Consider the following 16,187-nt stretch of genomic DNA (forward strand, 5'->3'; position numbering starts at 1 on the left):
GTGGGCTTCCGCCGGTACCGCTTGACCGTCCCCCGGTCGGGGACGTCCCGGTCGCCCGGCCCGGCACGACTGACCGCCCCTGCCGTCCCGATGACGTGGGGGCGGTCGTCGTGCCAGCCGGCACCGGCGGGCCTGGCGGCACCGGCCGACCAGAAGGCACCAGCGGGCCACTGACCACGAAAGACAGCCGGGTGGGGACGGATCGGGCCGGCCGGAGCCAGCAGACCAGGTCGGGCAGCGGCCTCAGGTCAACAGCGCCGGTCGCAGTTCCGCGCCCACGTTGATCGTGCCGACCACCCGGGCGCCGGTGAGGTCGAAGACGTCGACCGCCCGGTTGGTGCGCATGAGTTCCCGGATCGACGGCGGCAGCGACGGGGGTTCCTTCATCGCCGCCCGGACGTCCCGGGCGGTCGAGATCAGTCGGCCGACCAGCGACGCGCCGTCGTGGTCCACCCGCACCCGGCCGTACTCCCAGCCGCAGGTGGTGAGGTCGAGGACCTCGAACAGGCCGGCGAGCAGCGGATGGGGATCGGTCGCCCGGACGAACTGCGGGGCCCGCCCACCAACGACCGTGGCGGCGGCCGTGACGTGCACGTACGGGTGGAGGCCGCCCGGCAGCGCGAACAGCGGCCACTGCAGCCGCCCACCGGCCTCCCGCCACAGTGGCCGGTAGTTGCGCCGGTCGACCGGGAACCGGTGGCCGGTACGCCGGTACAGCTCCGCCGTCTGGGCCAGCAGGTCCGCGTGGGCCGCGTCGGCGAACTCACCGACGATCGCGGCCGCCACCGCCAGGCCGTCGCCGTCGTCGAGCAGACGGACGATCTCCGCCACCTGCTCGGCCGGCCGGACGGCCAGGTGGGCGCCGAACCGCTGCCGCACCTCGGCCGACAGCGCCGCCTGCCGGACCGGATCGTCCTGGACCTGCCGGCCTGCGCCACCCAGCACCCGCCCGAGCCATCCCATGTCGCCTCGTCTCCGCCGCCGTCACCGACCGCAGCCATGCTAATGCGATCGGTCAGAGATAGCTCACGCCGGTCAGTTCCTGCGCCGCCGTCCAGAGTCGTCGGCCGACGGCGGGATCGGCGGCCTCCCGGCTGCACCGGACCTCGGTCACCGGACCCCAGGTCTGGAAGAGCCGGGACGGGCCGAAGAACTGGCCGCCCCGTACCCCGGGATCGGTGGCGGCGCGTAGCTGCGGCAACGCGCCGCGCTCCACCGACTGGGTGGCGAGCAGACCGAGCCACGCGATCACCCGGCCGCGGCGACCCCGGTTCTCCCACGCCCGGGGAGTCAGGTTGGTGCGGGTGATGCCGGGGTGGGCCAGCGTGCTCAGGACCGGCGATCCGGCGGCGCGCAGCCGGCGGTCCAGTGCGACGCCGAAGATGGTGGTGGCGAGCTTGGACCGGCCGTAGGCGGCAGCGGCCCGGTAGCCACGCTCACCCATCAGGTCGGCGAAGTCCAGGTGTGCGTTCCGGTGGGTCACCGAGCTGAGGCTGACCACCCGGGCGGCCCGCGCCGCGGCCAGGTTGCCGAGCAGCAGGCCGGTCAGGGCGAAGTGGCCCAGCAGATTGGTGGCGAGGTGCAGCTCGAAGCCGTCCGGGCTGGTACGGCGCGGGCCGAGCAGCACCGCACCGGCGTTGTTGACCAGCAGATCCAGCACCGGGTGGTCGACGGTCAGCGTCGCCGCGAACGCCCGCACCGAGGCGAGGGAGGCCAGGTCCAGCTCGCGTACCTCGACGTTCCCGCCGATCCGACGGGCGGCCTGCCGGCCGGCGGCGGTGTTGCGCACGGCGAGCACGACGTGCGCGCCGTGGCGGGCCAGCGCGGTGGCGGTGACCAGGCCGAGGCCCGAGTTCGCGCCGGTCACCACAGCGGTACGGCCGTGCTGGTCGGGGATACGGTCGGCGGTCCACTCGGTCATCTGCTGCTCCTGGGAGGTCGGGGTGGACCGTCGACGTTAGGAGCAACCCGGACGGGATCGGTCGTTCCCGGTTGCCCAGGTCTGCTGGACCTACCATCGACGGTCCGGGCCGCGACACACTGGCGGCATGAGCCATCCGTACGCCCGCGAACTCGGCGACTTCCTGCGCGCCCGGCGCGGCCGGCTGCACCCCCGCGACGTGGGCCTGGAGCCGGGCGGCCGGCGTAGGGTCACCGGGCTGCGACGCGAGGAACTGGCCCTGCTGGCCGGGTTGAGCACCGACTACTACCAGCGGATGGAGCAGGGCCGCGAGGTTCGCCCGTCCGACCACGTGCTCGACGCGATCGCCAGCGCGCTCGGCCTCGACGACGAGGAGCGCCGGCACCTGTTCACCCTGGCCCGCGCCGCCCGCCGGCCGGTGCCCGCCCGGGTGGACCACGGTCCGGAGCGGGTGCCGGAGAGCACCCGGCGGCTGCTGCGGGTGCTGGACACCCCGGCGGTGGTGCTCGGCCGCCACCTGGACCTGCTCGCCTGGAACCCGTGGGCGGTGGCGCTGCTCGGCGACCCGGCGGCCCACCCGCCGGACCGGCTCAACATGCTCCTGCTGATGTTCGACGACCGGATGACCGGAGCGCGGGGCTGCGCGGCCTGGGAACAGCAGGCCATGGACTACATCGCCATGATGCGCGCCGCCGTCGCCACGGACCCCACCCATCCCCGGGCCACCGCGATCGTCGGTGAGCTGAGCATCCGCAGCGCCGAATTCCGGCGGCTGTGGTCCCGGCACGACGTGCGTGAGTCGGTCAGCGGCACCAAGACCTTCCAGATCCCCGAGGTCGGCGACATCGTCCTGGACTGGGACACCTACCCGCTGCCCGGCAGTCCCGGCCCGGTCATGCTGGTCTTCACCGCCGAGCCGGGCAGCGCCGACGCGGACGCGCTGCGGCTGCTTGCCTCGCTGCGCGCGACCGGGCGGTCGCAGGAGAGTTATCCGACACGCCCACGCGACATCTAGTGTTGCATCTCCCCCATCCACGCCATATATGGTGTCCCACGCAGCTGGTTCGACCGGGCCCGAAGGGCGCGGTCGAGGCAACAGGGAACCCGGTGTGAATCCGGGACTGCCCCGCAGCGGTGAGTGGGAACGACCGCCGTCATCGAGCACTGGACCGCAAGGTCTGGGAAGCGACGGCCAGTAGGCGACCGGCGACCCCGGTCAGGCCCGCGAGTCCGAAGACCTGCCAGTGCGCCGTGCGCTGCTGCGCGCGGCGGTCGGAGGTCGCGCGGGACGACCGACGCCAGCACCCGGGCCGGCCGCTGCGCCGCGCCCGTTGGCGTTCTCCCGCGTCCGAGGGCCATCGGTGACAGCGAGGAGAGGTCATGACGAACGTAGCGGAGAGTCCCCCGTCCGATACCGACGGCGCGGAGTCACGCCGACCGGCGATGCGGGTGCGCAAGCGCAACGGCGACACCGAGCCGGTGGACGTCAACAAGATCGTCAAAGCGGTCGAGCGGTGGGCCACCGACCTGGACGAGGTCGACCCGCTGCGGGTGGCCACCAAGACGATCAGTGGCCTCTACGACGGGGCGACCACCGCCGAGCTGGACAAGCTGTCGATCCAGACGGCCGCGGAGCTGATCGGCACGGAACCCCAGTACTCCCGGCTGGCCGCCCGGTTGTTGGCCGGCTACGTGGAAAAGGAGGTACGCGGGCAGGCGGTGGCGAGCTTCAGCCAGTCCATCCGGTACGGCCACGGCCTCGGCCTGGTCTCCGACGACACGGCCGCGTTCGTGGCCCGCAACGCCCGCAAGCTCGACGACGCGGTGGACCCGGCGGGTGACCTGCGGTTCGAGTACTTCGGGCTGCGCACGGTCGCCGACCGCTACCTGCTGCGGCACCCCGAGTCGCGGCTGGTGGTGGAGACCCCCCAGTACTGGCTGCTGCGGGTGGCCTGCGGGCTGTCCGAGACGCCGGGCGAGGCGATCGGGTTCTACCGGCTGATGTCGTCGCTGGCCTACCTGCCGAGTTCCCCGACGCTGTTCAACTCCGGCACCCGGCACACCCAGATGTCGTCGTGCTTCCTGGTCGACTCGCCGCGCGACGAGCTGGACTCGATCTACGAGCGCTACCACCAGGTGGCGAAGCTGTCGAAGTTCTCCGGCGGCATCGGCATCTCCTGGTCGCGGGTACGCGGCCGGGGCGCGCTGATCCGGGGCACCAACGGTCGGTCGAACGGGATCGTGCCGTTCCTCAAGACCCTCGACGCCGGGGTGGCGGCGGTCAACCAGGGCGGCCGGCGCAAGGGGGCGGCCTGCGTCTATCTGGAACCGTGGCATCCGGACGTCGAGGAGTTCCTGGAGCTGCGGGACAACACCGGCGAGGAGGCCCGGCGTACCCACAATCTCAACCTGGCCAACTGGATTCCGGACGAGTTCATGCGCCGGGTCGAGGCCGACGGCGACTGGTCGCTGATCGACCCGTCGGACGCCCCGGAGCTACCCGACCTGTACGGCGAGGAGTTCGACGCCGCGTACCGGGTCGCGGAGAAGAAGGCGGTCCGGACGGTCAGGGCCCGGGACCTGTACGGCCGGATGATGCGCACCCTGGCGCAGACCGGCAACGGGTGGATCACGTTCAAGGACCCGGCCAACCGGCTGTCCAACCAGACCGGCGTCCCGGGCAACACGATCCACCTGTCCAACCTGTGCACCGAGATCCTGGAGGTGAACAGCGACACCGAGACGGCGGTCTGCAACCTGGGCTCGGTCAACCTCGGCGCGCACCTCACCGGGGACGGCGTCGACTGGGAGAAGCTGCGCGCCACGGTGCGGACGGCGGTGGTGTTCCTGGACCGGGTGATCGACATCAACTACTACCCGGCCGCGCAGGCGGCGGCGTCCAACCCGCGCTGGCGGCCGGTCGGGCTGGGGCTGATGGGCCTGCAGGACGCGTTGTTCGCGCTGCGCCTGCCGTTCGACTCGGCCGGGGCGCGGGAGCTGTCCACCCGGGTCCAGGAGGAGATCTTCCTGACCGCCCTGGAGACGTCGACCGGTCTGGCCGAACGGTTCGGCGCGCACCCGGCGTACGCCGAGACCCGGGCGGCCCGGGGTGACCTGCACCCGGACCTGTGGGGGGTCGAGCCCACCCAGGTCGGCCGGTGGGCCGCGCTGCGGACCCGGATCGCGGCGCACGGCCTGCGCAATTCGCTGCTGGTGGCGATCGCCCCGACCGCCACGATCGCGTCGATCGCCGGCTGCTACGAGTGCATCGAGCCGCAGGTGTCCAACCTGTTCAAGCGCGAGACCATGTCCGGGGAGTTCCTCCAGATCAACACCTACCTGGTCCGCGAGCTGAAGGCGCGCGGGCTGTGGACGTCGGAGATCCGCGACCAGATCAAGCGGGCCGAGGGGTCGGTGCAGGGGATCGTCGACCTGCCCGCCGAGGTGCGGGAGTTGTTCCGCACCGCGTGGGAGCTGCCGCAGCGGGCGCTGATCGACCTGGCCGCCGCGCGGGCGCCCTACATCGACCAGTCGCAGTCGCTGAACCTGTTCCTGAGCGCGCCGACCATCGGCAAGCTGTCCTCGATGTACCTGCACGCCTGGAAGTCCGGGCTGAAGACCACCTACTACCTGCGGTCGCGTCCCGCGACCCGGATCCAGCAGGCCACCGTCACCGTCGCCCCGGTCGTCGCGGCCGGCGATGCCGAGGCGCTGGCCTGCTCCCTGGAAAACCCCGAGAGCTGCGAGGCCTGCCAGTGACCATCGTCGACGAACCCCGCACCGGCGAGCGGCACCTGCTGCTCGACCCCGGCATGGACCTCACCCTGCGGCCGATGCGCTACCCGCACTTCTTCGACCGGTTCAAGGACGCCATCCGCAACACCTGGACGGTGGAGGAGGTCGACCTGCACTCCGACCTCGCCGACCTGGAACGGCTCTCGCCGGCCGAGCGGCATCTGGTGTCCCGGTTGGTGGCGTTCTTCGCCACCGGCGACACCATCGTCGCCAACAACCTGGTGCTCAACCTCTATCAGCACGTCAACTCCCCGGAGGGCCGGCTCTACCTGTCCCGGCAGCTGTTCGAGGAAGCCGTGCACGTGCAGTTCTATCTGAACCTGCTCGACACCTACGTCCCCGACGAGCAGGAACGCTTCGCCGCGTTCGCCGCCATCGAGAACATCCCCTCGATCCGGCGCAAGGCCGAGTTCTGCTTCCGTTGGATCGACTCGGTCTTCGGCCTGCGGGAGCTGCGCACCCGCGCCGACCGGCGGGCGTTCCTGCTCAACCTGATCTGCTTCGCCGCCTGCATCGAGGGGCTGTTCTTCTACGGCGCGTTCGCCTACGTCTACTTCCTGCGGTCCCGGGGGCTGCTCAACGGGTTGGCCTCCGGCACCAACTGGGTCTTCCGCGACGAGTCGATGCACATGGCGTTCGCGTTCGACGTGGTGGAGACCGTCCGCCGGGAGGAGCCGGAGCTGTTCGACGCCGAGCTGGAGCGGCAGGTCACCGAGATGCTCGCCGAGGCGGTCGAGTGCGAGGTGCAGTTCGCCGAGGACCTGCTCGAACAGGGCGTCTCGGGGCTCTCGCTGACGGACATGCGGGCGTACCTGGAGCATGTGGCGGACCGGCGGCTCGTCCAGCTCGGCATCGCGCCGCGCTACGGCGCGCAGAACCCGTTCGCGTTCATGGACCTCCAGGACGTGCAGGAGCTGTCGAACTTCTTCGAACGGCGGGTGTCGGCGTACCAGGTGGGGGTCAGCGGCAGCGTCACCTTCGACGACGACTTCTAGCCGACCGCACGGGCCCCGGCCCGGTCCGGGCGCGGCCGACCCGCACGACCACCGGACCGGGCCGGTTCCCGGCCGGGGCCGGTCCGGTGGTGCGTGACACCACCGGGCCGGACCGGGTCACCCGCCGGTCACTGCGGTGCGCCGGCCTCGGTGAGTTGACCGTCGGCCAGCCGGAGCCAGCGGGTCACGGCGATCCCGGCCAGGAACCGGTCGTCGTGGCTGACCACCACCAACGCGCCCCGGTACGCCAGCAGCGCGCTCTCCAACTGCGCGACGCTGACCAGGTCCAGGTTGTTGGTGGGCTCGTCGAGCAGCAGCAGGTGCGGTGCCGGTTCGGCGAAGAGCAGGCAGGCCAGGGTGGCGCGCAGCAGTTCCCCGCCGGACAGCACCCCGACCGGCAGGTGGACGCGGGCGCCCCGGAACAGGAACCGGGCCAGCAGGTTCATCCGGTCCACCTCGGTCCGCGACGGCGCGAACCCGGCGAGGTTCTCCGCGACCGTGCCCGCCGGGTCGAGCAGGTCGAGGCGCTGCGACAGGTACGCCACCCGTCCCCCGGCCCTGACGGCGACGCCGGCCACCGGTTCCTGGTCACCACCGATCAGCCGCAGCAGGGTCGACTTGCCCGCACCGTTGGGCCCGGTCAGGGCGATCCGCTCGGGGCCCCGGATGGCCAGGTCGACCCCGTCGCCGGCGAAGACCGGCCGGCCCGCGTAGGCGGCCTGCACCCCCTGACCGTGAAAGACGGTACGGCCGGCCGGCAGCGTGGTGTCCGGCAGCTCGATGACGAGGTGGTCGTCGCGACGGGCGGCCCCGCTCGCCTGGTCCAGCCGGGCCTGGGCGTCGCTGACCCGGGCGGCGTGCACGTCGCTGGCCCGGCCCGCCGACACCTGGGCGTCGCGCTTGAGGTTGCCGGCGACGATCCGGGGCAGTCCCGCGTCGGCCAGGTTCCGCGCGGCGGTCGAGGCCCGCCGGGCCGCCCGTTCCCGGGCCTGCTGGAGTTCCCGCTTCTGCCGCTTCACGTCCTGCTCGGCCTGGCGCACCTGCCGCTCGGCGACCTCCCGCTCCGCCCCCGCCGCCTGCTCGTAGGCGGTGAAACTGCCGCCGTACCAGCGGATCTCGCCGTGGTCGAGGGCGGCGATGCGGTCCATCTCGTCGAGCAACGCCCGGTCGTGGCTGACCACGAGCAGGCAGCCCGTCCAGGACCGCAGCACGGCGAGCAGCCGCGCCCGCGCCTCCCGGTCGAGGTTGTTCGTCGGCTCGTCGAGCAGCAGCACGTCGGGCCGCTTGAGCAGCTCGGCGGCGAGGCCGAGGGAGACCACCTGACCACCGCTGAGGGTGCCGAGCCGCCGGTCCAGCGCCACCTCGGCCAGCCCGAGCCGGTCGAGGGCGACCCGGGCACGTTCCTCGACGTCCCAGTCGTCCCCGACGGTGGTGAAGTGCTCCTCGGCGGTGTCACCGGCCTCGATGGCGTGCAGCGCGGCGATGACGTGGTCGACCCCGAGCAACTGGGCCACGCGCTGGTGCCGGGCGAAGGGCAGGTGCTGCGGCAGATAGCCCAACACCCCCTCGACGGTGACGCTGCCGCCGGTCGGGCGCAGCTCCCCGGCGAGGAGTTTCAGCAGGGTCGACTTGCCGGCGCCGTTCGCCGCGACCAGGCCGGTACGACCACCGGGGAGAGAGAATGACAGGTCCTCGAAGACCGGGGTGTCATCCGGCCAGGAAAAGGACAGGGCGGAGCTGACGACGTAACTGTCGGACATGGGGAACCTCGAAGACAGGTGATCCGGGCGCGGCGGCGCTGCCCGGGGTGAACAGGGCAGGACGACATGGGCGACGCGACGGGGCGGTCATGCGCCGTCGGTCACCGCAGCCGGGCTCTCACCCGGAGATGTCGTCGTCACCTGCCACGGTCTGCTCCTGTCCTGTGCGACCCGCCCACCATAGCCCAACGGACGGTCACCGGCCCGGCACCGCCCACGCCCGGCGCTCCGGTACGCGGGTGGACCGGGCCGGGCCGGTGGAGCGGGCAGGGTCGCGGGCCGGGCCGGGCCGCCGACGCCCGCCGGGCTACCGTGACTCGTAGTCGAACCAGTCGAAGGCGACGGTGCCACGGGCGGCGTACCTGCCGATGACGCGGCCGGTGAAACCACCGGCGACCTCGGTGGACAGGTACCGGCCGTCGAGTTCGGCCAGCACCTCGAAGACCCCGTCCGGGCCCTCGACGCCGAGCCGGAGCAGGTCGGGTTCCTTGGCCGGGTGCCAGTCGCCGGGCGACGGGGCGAGCACCTCGATCCGGAGGCGGACCGGACCGGCCCCGACCGGGCAGGTGGCGAGCGTCGACAGGACCGACCCGATCCGGGCCACCACCCGTACCTCGCCGCCGCCCGCCTCGATGCCGTAGTGGTGCCGCCCGTCGAGGCGTACCACCAGACCGCCGTGCCCGTCGGTCGGGTCGACCAGGGTGCGCACCTGACACGACGGGTGCTGCTGGCGGCGGCCGACGAGGGTGACGTCCGGTGCGCCCGGCGACGCGCCCCGGGCCCGCAGCGTCAGCCAACCCCGCCGGGCGGTCAACGACCGGACGGTGCCACGGCGTCTCAGCCCACCGGCACGGGCCGCCGGGCCGGGCCGAGGTGCCGGGCGTACGCGCCGGTGGTGAAGAACGCCGGCAGGTTCTCGCCGAGGGCGGTGTCCTCGACGATCCGCGCCGCCTGCGCGGCGCGGTCCCGGTTGGCGCCCACCCGCCCGTCGCGCAGGGCGGCCAACTCCTCCGCGAGGATCGTCCGGACCAGGTCCTCGGTCACGCAGCCGCCGTCTGCCAGCGGGGTGCCGTGGTGCAGCCACTGCCAGACCTGGCAGCGGGCGATCTCGGCGGTGGCCGCGTCCTCCATCAGGTTCCCCAGCGCCACCGCGCCGGTGCCGCCGAGCCACGCGTCGACGTAGCGCACCGCGACGGCGATGTTGGCCCGCAAGCCGGCGGCGGTGACCTGGCCCGGTGTCTTGTCGACGGCGAGCAGGTCGGCGGCGGTCACGGCGACGTCGTCCCGCAGCCGGTCGAGTTGGTGCGGGCGGTCACCCAGCACCGCGTCGAACTCCTGACGGCAGGTGTCGACCAGGCCCGGGTGAGCCACCCAGGAGCCGTCGAAACCGTCGCCGGCCTCCCGCCGCTTGTCCGCCCGCACCCGGTCGAGGGCCACCTCGTTGACCTGCGGTTCCCGGCTCGGGATGAAGGCGGCCATCCCGCCGATCGCGTGCGCCCCCGCCGGTGGCAGGTCGCCACCAGCAACTCGGTGTACGCGCGCATGAACGGCACCGCCATGGTGACCTCGGACCGGTCCGGCAGGACGAAGTCCGGCCACTGCCCGAAGTTCTTGATCACGCTGAAGATGTAGTCCCACCGGCCGGCGTTCAACCCCGCCGAGTGCTCACGCAGCTCGTAGAGGATCTCCTCCATCTCGAAGGCGGCGGTGATCGTCTCGATCAGCGTGGTGGCCCGGATGGTGCCCCGGGGCAGGCCGAGCCGCTGCTGGGCGAAGACGAAGACGTCGTTCCACAGCCGCGCCTCCCGGTGGCTTTCCAGCTTGGGCAGGTAGAAGTACGGGCCGCCGCCCGCGTCGAGCTGCCGCCGGGCGCAGTGGAACAGGTAGAGCCCGAAGTCGACCAGGCTGGCCGAGATGGGCCGGCCGTCCACCACGATCCCCTTCTCCACCAGGTGCCAGCCGCGCGGCCGGACGACGATGGTGGCCAGTTCCGCGCCGAGGGCGTACCGCTTGCCGCGCGGGTCGGTGAAGTCGATGCGCCGGTCCAGGGCGTCGATCAGGTTGAGCTGGCCCGAGATGACGTTGTGCCAGGTCGGTGCGGTGGCGTCCTCGAAGTCGGCGAGCCACACCCGCGCCCCGGAGTTGAGCGCGTTGACGGTCATCCGGCGGTCGGTCGGTCCGGTGATCTCGACCCGTCGGTCGACCAGCCCGGGTGCGGGCGGGGCCACCCGCCAGTCGGGATCGGCGCGGATCGCGGCGGTCTCCGGCAGGAAGTCGGGGAACTGGCCGGTGGCGTAGCGGTCCCGGCGGGCCCGGCGGGTGTCCAGCAGGGCCACCCGCCGGGCGGCGAACTCACTGTCCAGCGCGACCAGGAACTCCAGCGCCTCGGCGGTGAGGACCTCGTCGAACCGGTCGGCCAGTGGACCGATGATCTCGTACCTCATGCGAACTGCTCCTCTTCGGTGGAGCCGCGCAGGGCGGTGGTCTCGGCGGCCGGGTTGAGCACGGTGCTGATCAGGTCGAAGTAGCCGGTGCCGACCTCACGCTGGTGCTTGACGGCGGTGTAGCCGGCCGGCTCGGCGGCGAACTCCCGCTCCTGCAACTCCACGTAGGCGGACATGCCGTCGGCGGCGTAGCCCCGGGCCAGGTCGAACATCGAGTAGTTGAGGGCGTGGAAGCCGGCCAGGGTGATGAACTGGAACCGGTAGCCCAGGTGGCCGAGCTCCCGCTGGAACTTGGCGATGGTGGCGTCGTCGAGGTGCTTGCGCCAGTTGAACGACGGCGAGCAGTTGTAGGCGAGGAGCTGGTCCGGGTACTCGGACTTGATCGCCTCGGCGAAGCGCCGGGCGACCTCCAGATCGGGGGTGGAGGTCTCCATCCAGAGCAGGTCGGCGTGCGGGGCGTAGGCCAGGCCCCGGGCGATGCACGGGTCGATGCCGTTGCGCACCCGGTAGAAGCCCTCGGCGGTCCGCTCGCCGGTGACGAAGGGCTGGTCCCGCTCGTCCACGTCGGTGGTGAGCAGCGTGGCGGCCTGCGCGTCGGTGCGGGCGATCACCACCGACGGCACCCCCGCCACGTCCGCCGCGAGCCGCGCCGCCTCCAGGGTGCGGACGTGCTGGCCGGTGGGGACGAGCACCTTGCCGCCGAGGTGGCCGCACTTCTTCTCGGCGGCGAGCTGGTCCTCCCAGTGCACGCCCGCCGCACCGGCCCCGATCATCGCGGTCATCAGCTCGTAGGCGTTGAGCGGGCCGCCGAAGCCGGCCTCGGCGTCGGCGACGATCGGCGCCAGCCAGTCGGTACCGCCGCCGTCGCCCTCGGCGGTGGTGATCTGGCCGGCGCGCAGCAGCGCGTTGTTGATCCGGCGCACCACGGCGGGCACCGAGTTGGCGGGGTAGAGGCTCTGGTCGGGGTAGGTGTGCCCGGCGAGGTTGGCGTCGGCGGCCACCTGCCAGCCGGAGAGGTAGATCGCCTTGAGCCCGGCCCGGACCATCTGCACGGCCTGGTTGCCGGTGAGCGCGCCCAGGGCGTGGAGGTAGTCCTCGGTGTGCAGCAGCTCCCACAGCCGCTCCGCCCCGCGCCGGGCCAGGGTGTGCTCCTCCTGGACGGCGCCGCGCAGGCGGACCACGTCCTCGGCGCGGTAGCTGCGACGCACTCCCCGCCAGCGCGGGTCGGTCTCCCACTCGGTACGCAACCGCTCCACGGCGTTCTGCATGATCTCGTCTCCTCGGATGTCGTGACGCCGGCACTGCGTCGTCGACGCGTCGCCCGGCCGGCGTGTCACCCACGGTCACACGGTGTCCCGGGCGGGGTCGAGGGACGGAACGAGCCAAGTTCTGAGAAGTTCGCGCCCGGTTTTGCGAAGTTGTGAACAGGTATATTCGCACTCTGCCAAGGGTGCTGGGCTGCCGAAAGAGCAGCGGGGAGGTGAGTGTGGTGAGCAAGACCTTTGCGGGTGCCCGACTGCGCCGGATGCGCGAGGACCGCGCGCTGAGCCAGTCCCGGCTGGCCCGGCTGCTCAACATCTCACCGAGCTACCTCAACCAGATCGAGCACGACACGCGTCCGCTGACCGTGCCGGTGCTCATGCGCATCACCGAGGTGTTCGGCGTCGATCCCACCGTGTTCGCCCCCCGGGACACCCCACGGCTGGTCGCCGGGCTACGCGAGGCGCTGCCGGGCCGGCCGGGCGTCGCCGACCTCACCGAACTCGCCACCCGGTTGCCCGAGGTCGCGGAGGCCGTGCTCGACCTGCACCGCCGCTACCGGCAGGCCGACGAGCAGCTCGCCGAGCTGCTGGGCGACCGGGAGACGGTCGGGCGCAGCCCGCACGACCGGGTGACCGAGTTCTTCTACCGGCGGCAGAACTACGTGCCGGATCTGGACGAGGCGGCGGAGCGGCTGGCGGCGACGATCGGGATGCGCCGCGGTGAGGTGCGCGCCACGTTGCAGGACCGGCTCGCCCAGCGGCACGGCGTGCAGGTCCGCCGCGACGACGCCACCCTGCTCGGCGACGAGCTGCACCGCTACCGGCCGCAGACCCGCACCCTGCACCTGTCGACGTCGCTGCGGGCCGGGCAGGAGGCCATGCGGATGGCGGCGCAGATCGCCCTGCTGGAGTACGCCGACGTGATCGACGAGATCGTGGAGGAGGAACGGTTCGACGACCCGCAGACCCAGATCCTCACCCGGGTCGGCCTGGCCAACTACTTCGCCGCCGCGCTGATTTTGCCCTACGAGCCGTTCCTGGCGGCCGCCGAGCAGCACCGGTACGACATCGACCTGCTCACCCAGCACTTCACCATGGGCTGGGAAACCGTCTGCCACCGGCTCAGCACGCTGCAACGGCCCCGGGCGCGCGGGGTGCCGTTCTCGTTCGTCCGGGTCGACCGGGCCGGCAACCTGTCCAAACGCCAGTCCGCCACCGGCTTCCCGTTCTCGCTCACCGGCGGCACCTGTCCCCTGTGGAACGTGTACGAGGCGTTCAGCGCGCCCGGCCGGGTGGTGGTGCAGGTCGCCGCGATGCCCGACGGGCAGCGCTACCTGTGGATCGCCCGCACCATCACCCGGCACCACGGCGGCTACAACCAACCCGGCAAGGTCTATGCGATCGGGCTCGGCTGCGAGACCCGGCACGCCGACCGGCTGGTATACTCCACCGGGATCGACCTGTACGCCGCCGACGCCGTCACGTCGATCGGACCCGGCTGCAAGACCTGTGAGCGGATGACCTGCCCGCAGCGGGCCGCCGCGCCGATCAGCGGCCGGCTCGACCTGGACGAGAACCGCAGCACCTTCATCCCGTACCCGTTGAAGGGCTGACCCCGGCGGACGGGCGTCACGAGGTGGGGCGGGCAGGTTCAGGCTGCCGGTGTAGCCGAGTTCTCTGATCTCTGTCGGAAGCTAGGTCAACCCCGGCGGCAGGTGCTCATGGACGCCATCCCTTTCAGTAGCCGACGGCGAAGTGCGTGCGCGGGTGTCCGCCCCGCTCGGCCTCGTCGAGCACGGCGATGGCGAAGTCTCGGTAGGAGATGCGGCTGGTGCCGTCGGCATCGGTCAGCACGCCGGCGTCGCCCGTGCGGTACGTCCCGGTCCGGTCGCCCTCCGGGTCGAACTCCATCGCCGGCACCACCACCGACCACTCGACCGCCGCCGGCGCCTCCCGCAGCACGTTCAGTGCCGCCGCGTGGGCCTGGGCGAAGTCCTGGAACTGTGCCGGGAACTCGGGGGTGTCCATGACCCGGACGCCGGGCGCGGCGTCGAGGTAGGCCGACAGACCGATGGCGACCAGGCGGCCCCCGCCGGTCTCGGCGACGGCGTCGACGAGCGCGCTCGCGGCGGCGGTGAAGAACGTCCCCATGGTGTCCCCGGCACCGGGGGCGACCGCGTTCACCACCGCGCCCGCGCCCTTGACCAGGGCGGCGACCTGCGACTGCTCGGTGACGTCGCCCGCGACCACCTCGACGCCGGAGCCGGCGAGGTCGGCGTACCTGACGGTGTCGCGGACGACCGCGACGACCTCGTGCCCACGGTTGGCTGCCTCGGCCACGATCGCCCGGCCCGCCCTGCCGCCTGCGCCGAACACTACGATCTTGGTCACTGGTCGTCCCTTCTCACGATGCCGATGTCCCGGTGCCGCCCGCGCGTACGGGCCGTACGCCCGCACCGCAGCACCGGCGTGCCACGGTAACGAGCACCGAGGTTTCCTCCGGGAAACCTCGTTAGGCTGGACCGGTGACGGACCCCACCTCACGCTTCGATCCGGTCTGCCCGTCCGGCATCGCGCCGATCCACATCGGCGACAAGTGGACGGCGATGGTGATCTCCCTACTGGCGGAGCAGCCGACGCGCTACTCCGACATCCGGCACCAGATCGGCCCGGTCACGGCGAAGGTGCTGACGGCGGCGCTACGCGGCCTGGAGCGGGACGGCTTCGTCATCCGGATGGAGCAGCCCGGCCCGCCCCGCAGCGTCCACTATGGCCTCACCGAGCTGGGCCGGACCCTGTTGCCCGCTATCGAGCTGGCCGTGGAGTGGGCGCAGAACCACCTGGCCGAGATGCTCGACGCACAGGAGGCATACGACCGCGCACTCTCCCGACGGGACCGGTCAGCAATGGGTTGACCAGGAACTCTCATATCGCATCACGGTGTCTGCCGCGCAGAGCAACACATCCACTACCGTCGACCCAGGCTGATCACGGGCCGGGTCAGGGTCTCGTCGGCGTACCCGTCGTCGGAGGCGAGCCACCGGCCGAAGTCCCCGTCGCGGTAGGCGGTCGCGAGGGTGAGCCAGCCCAGGAAGAAGCCGCTGCCGCCGCAGGTGGCGACACCGCCGTCGCCGCCGCACACCACCGTCGGCTCGGTCGTCACCTCGTACCGGTAGGAGTCCTGGCCGATCGCCAACCCCCACCGGTTCGGCGTCCGGTGCGCCCCGGTCGAGTGCTCGACCGGGTAGCCGTCGTCGGGGCTGTCGTCGCCCCAGCGGAACAGGGTGGTCGCGCCCGCGCCGCAGGCCCACTCCCACTCGTCCGGGGTGGCGGTCCGCAGGCCGAGATCGGCGAGGGCGGCCATCGCCTCGTGGTGGTCGACCTCCTCGACCACCACGGCCCGGATCACCCGGCCGGTACGGTCGAGCGTGACGGTCAGCCCGTCGGCGGAGCGCACGGTGCTCGCCCCGTCGCCCCGGTGGCCGATCGACGCGACGAGTTCACCGACCCGGGGGTCGTCCGGTGGCACCGGCATCTCGCCGGGGTCGAACGCCGCCACCGCGACCAGCATCGCCGGCAGGTCGACGTCGCGCACCGGCGAGGTCATCGCGTCGACGTGCTCGGTCAGCGGCGGCAGGCCGTACTCCTCGGCGCTGTCGGCGTAGCTGGCCGCCTGGCTTGCGCCGGGGCGGAACCGGGCCGCGTCGTAGCCGAGCGTCGGCCGGCCGCCGGGCACCAGCGCGAACCGCAGCCCGCCCCGGTCGAACAACGCCGTCCGGTGCGGCCGTCCCGCGTAGCCGCTGTCCCGCAGGGCCACCACGGACAGGTCGTGCCGCGCCGCGATCTCCCGGGCCAGCCGACCGGCGGCCTCCTCGGACAGGTCGTTCCACTGGTCGACGCGGAGATCGGCGTACGGCATCGCGCCAGGATAGGGCCGCCCGCGCCGGCACCGGCGGGCGACCTCCCGTCCGCTACCCCGGGGCGGCCTCCTCGTCCGCTGCCCCGGTGCG

Annotated in this window: 12 protein-coding genes, 1 pseudogene and 1 riboswitch; of the genes and pseudogenes, 5 read left to right on the top strand and 8 right to left on the bottom strand. The window is 72.4% G+C overall.

Going from position 1 to position 16,187, the window contains the following annotated elements; all coding sequences use genetic code 11:
• Positions 1-243: 243 nt before the first annotated feature.
• Positions 244-963 (bottom strand): hypothetical protein, encoded by a 720-nt coding sequence (locus GA0070216_RS28440; RefSeq protein WP_091252497.1) that lies wholly within the window; start codon positions 961-963, stop codon positions 244-246.
• 52 nt (positions 964-1,015) lie between these two features.
• Entirely contained in the window at positions 1,016-1,921 is a 906-nt protein-coding gene (locus GA0070216_RS28445; protein WP_091252500.1) for an oxidoreductase, read from the bottom strand.
• 127 nt (positions 1,922-2,048) lie between these two features.
• Between GA0070216_RS28445 and GA0070216_RS28450 the strand changes: the two genes are divergently transcribed.
• The 3 genes from GA0070216_RS28450 to GA0070216_RS28460 all read left to right on the top strand — a co-directional run bounded on the left by GA0070216_RS28450 (position 2,049) and on the right by GA0070216_RS28460 (position 6,711).
• Positions 2,049-2,936, top strand: a complete 888-nt coding sequence (locus GA0070216_RS28450) for a helix-turn-helix transcriptional regulator (RefSeq protein WP_091252501.1) — start codon at positions 2,049-2,051, stop codon at positions 2,934-2,936.
• A gap of 26 nt (positions 2,937-2,962) precedes the next feature.
• Positions 2,963-3,182, top strand: a riboswitch (cobalamin riboswitch).
• Between the two features lie 119 nt (positions 3,183-3,301).
• Positions 3,302-5,680, top strand: coding sequence for a ribonucleoside-diphosphate reductase subunit alpha (locus GA0070216_RS28455; RefSeq protein ID WP_091252503.1), 2,379 nt, complete (start codon positions 3,302-3,304; stop codon positions 5,678-5,680).
• A gap of 53 nt (positions 5,681-5,733) precedes the next feature.
• Positions 5,734-6,711, top strand: a complete 978-nt coding sequence (locus GA0070216_RS28460) for a ribonucleotide-diphosphate reductase subunit beta (RefSeq protein WP_245722799.1) — start codon at positions 5,734-5,736, stop codon at positions 6,709-6,711.
• Between the two features lie 128 nt (positions 6,712-6,839).
• Here GA0070216_RS28460 and GA0070216_RS28465 read toward each other — a convergent pair whose 3' ends face one another.
• The 4 genes and pseudogenes from GA0070216_RS28465 to aceA all read right to left on the bottom strand — a co-directional run bounded on the left by GA0070216_RS28465 (position 6,840) and on the right by aceA (position 12,183).
• Positions 6,840-8,471: an ABC-F family ATP-binding cassette domain-containing protein gene (locus GA0070216_RS28465; protein WP_091252505.1), complete on the bottom strand. Its 1,632-nt coding sequence runs from the start codon at positions 8,469-8,471 to the stop codon at positions 6,840-6,842.
• Between the two features lie 307 nt (positions 8,472-8,778).
• The gene (locus GA0070216_RS28470) at positions 8,779-9,285 is read right to left on the bottom strand and encodes a beta-xylosidase family glycoside hydrolase (RefSeq protein ID WP_245722783.1); all 507 of its coding nucleotides are present in this window, start codon (positions 9,283-9,285) and stop codon (positions 8,779-8,781) included.
• A gap of 23 nt (positions 9,286-9,308) precedes the next feature.
• Positions 9,309-10,915 (bottom strand): annotated as a pseudogene (aceB, locus tag GA0070216_RS28475) (malate synthase A).
• Entirely contained in the window at positions 10,912-12,183 is a 1,272-nt protein-coding gene (aceA, locus tag GA0070216_RS28480; protein ID WP_091252507.1) for an isocitrate lyase, read from the bottom strand. Before aceA ends, aceB begins: the two are co-directional and overlap by 4 nt.
• A gap of 221 nt (positions 12,184-12,404) precedes the next feature.
• Between aceA and GA0070216_RS28485 the strand changes: the two genes are divergently transcribed.
• On the top strand, positions 12,405-13,790 hold the full coding sequence (locus GA0070216_RS28485; RefSeq protein ID WP_176739184.1) for a short-chain fatty acyl-CoA regulator family protein: 1,386 nt from the start codon (positions 12,405-12,407) through the stop codon (positions 13,788-13,790).
• Positions 13,791-13,914: 124 nt separating this feature from the next.
• Here the strand turns inward: GA0070216_RS28485 and GA0070216_RS28490 are convergent, their stop codons facing one another.
• Positions 13,915-14,568 carry an NAD(P)-dependent oxidoreductase gene (locus GA0070216_RS28490; protein WP_091252511.1) on the bottom strand — a complete coding sequence of 218 codons (654 nt, stop codon included), beginning with the start codon at positions 14,566-14,568 and terminating at the stop codon, positions 13,915-13,917.
• 134 nt (positions 14,569-14,702) lie between these two features.
• Between GA0070216_RS28490 and GA0070216_RS28495 the strand changes: the two genes are divergently transcribed.
• Positions 14,703-15,092 carry a winged helix-turn-helix transcriptional regulator gene (locus GA0070216_RS28495; RefSeq protein WP_245722784.1) on the top strand — a complete coding sequence of 130 codons (390 nt, stop codon included), beginning with the start codon at positions 14,703-14,705 and terminating at the stop codon, positions 15,090-15,092.
• A gap of 53 nt (positions 15,093-15,145) precedes the next feature.
• On the opposite strand, the gene GA0070216_RS28500 is transcribed toward GA0070216_RS28495, so the two are convergent.
• Positions 15,146-16,096, bottom strand: coding sequence for a hypothetical protein (locus GA0070216_RS28500; protein ID WP_091252513.1), 951 nt, complete (start codon positions 16,094-16,096; stop codon positions 15,146-15,148).
• Between the last annotated feature and the right edge of the window lie 91 nt (positions 16,097-16,187).

Origin of the sequence: Micromonospora matsumotoense, from assembly GCF_900091525.1 — a bacterium.
GTDB classification, from domain to species: domain Bacteria; phylum Actinomycetota; class Actinomycetes; order Mycobacteriales; family Micromonosporaceae; genus Micromonospora; species Micromonospora matsumotoensis.

Bases quoted from the DNA above. Each gene is read 5' to 3' on its own strand.
- GA0070216_RS28440 (WP_091252497.1), bottom strand. From the start codon at position 963: ATGGGATGGCTCGGGCGGGTGCTGGGTGGCGCAGGCCGGCAGGTCCAG.
- GA0070216_RS28500 (WP_091252513.1), bottom strand. From the start codon at position 16,096: ATGCCGTACGCCGATCTCCGCGTCGACCAGTGGAACGACCTGTCCGAG.
- GA0070216_RS28460 (WP_245722799.1), top strand. From the start codon at position 5,734: ATGGACCTCACCCTGCGGCCGATGCGCTACCCGCACTTCTTCGACCGG.
- GA0070216_RS28445 (WP_091252500.1), bottom strand. From the start codon at position 1,921: ATGACCGAGTGGACCGCCGACCGTATCCCCGACCAGCACGGCCGTACC.
- aceA (WP_091252507.1), bottom strand. From the start codon at position 12,183: ATGCAGAACGCCGTGGAGCGGTTGCGTACCGAGTGGGAGACCGACCCG.
- GA0070216_RS28450 (WP_091252501.1), top strand. From the start codon at position 2,049: ATGAGCCATCCGTACGCCCGCGAACTCGGCGACTTCCTGCGCGCCCGG.
- GA0070216_RS28465 (WP_091252505.1), bottom strand. From the start codon at position 8,471: ATGTCCGACAGTTACGTCGTCAGCTCCGCCCTGTCCTTTTCCTGGCCG.
- GA0070216_RS28455 (WP_091252503.1), top strand. From the start codon at position 3,302: ATGACGAACGTAGCGGAGAGTCCCCCGTCCGATACCGACGGCGCGGAG.